The organism is Fictibacillus arsenicus (genome assembly GCF_001999465.1).
Classification (GTDB): Bacteria; Bacillota; Bacilli; order Bacillales; family Fictibacillaceae; genus Fictibacillus; species Fictibacillus arsenicus.
On record NZ_MQMF01000090.1, the window covers coordinates 1 to 544 of the forward strand.

Sequence of the window (544 nt, forward strand, 5' to 3'; positions counted from 1 at the left end):
GACGTCGGCGAGTCCTTCGGCTCGTGGACGATGGGGGACGACGCCGCCATCATGCCCTCCGTCTCCTCCGCCAACGTCGCGTGCGGCTTCCACGCGGGCGATCCCTCGGGGATCGCCCAGACCTGCCGTGACGCGGTCGCCGCCGGCGTCACGATCGGCGCGCACGTGGGCTACCGCGACCTCGCCGGCTTCGGCCGCCGCTTCCTGGACTGCACGCCCACCGAGCTGGCCGACGACGTCCTCTACCAGATCGGCGCCCTCGACGCGCTCGCCCGCGCGGCCGGCGGCCAGGTCCGCTACGTGAAGCCGCACGGCGCCCTCTACAACACGATCGTCCGTCACGAGGCGCACGCCCAGGCCGTCGTCGCCGGCGTCAGGGCGTTCGGCTCCGACCTCCCGCTGCTGCTCCTGCCCGGCTCCGTCGCCCTGGACAAGGCGGCCGCCGCGGGGCTGCGCGGCGTCGCCGAGGCCTTCGCGGACCGCGGCTACAACCCGGACGGCACGCTCGTCTCCCGCCGCGAGCCCGGCGCGGTCCTCCACGACG

Annotated in this window: 1 protein-coding gene; it reads left to right on the forward strand. The window is 75.6% G+C overall.

The window, feature by feature from the left end:
• Positions 1 to 544, forward strand: a 544-nt coding sequence (locus UN64_RS21960; RefSeq protein WP_139343260.1) for a LamB/YcsF family protein, incomplete at both ends; no start/stop codon positions are given.